Source organism: Pseudomonas sp. SDT291_1_S447 (assembly GCF_054070155.1).
In genome coordinates, this window is sequence record NZ_JBSVXS010000363.1 from 1 (window position 1) to 270 (window position 270).

General features: G+C 59.6%; 1 pseudogene. It reads right to left on the reverse strand.

Annotation, left to right across the window (positions count from 1 at the left end):
• Positions 1 to 74: 74 nt before the first annotated feature.
• A pseudogene (locus tag ACW9IR_RS29930) lies at positions 75 to 270 on the reverse strand (transporter substrate-binding domain-containing protein); the annotation flags it as partial.

The following is a 270-nucleotide window of genomic DNA, read 5'->3' on the forward strand; positions in this document are numbered from 1 at the left end:
GCGCAACAGCAGGTCGGTATTGGCCAGCACCGGCACGAAGTCAAATTGATACGCCATGAGTCAGCTCCGTCGCTTCAGAGATCGGCGGGCAGTGGCTCTTTCAGCCATTGCAGTGCGTTTTTCTCCAGGCTGCCATTGGCCTTGGCCGCGACCAGTATCTGGTTGACCTTCTCCAGCAGCGCCGGCTCGTTCTTGTTCACGCCCACGTACACTGGCGAGTCCTTGAGCTTCACTTTCAGCGCCGGCACGCGTTTGGGGTTGCGTTCGCTG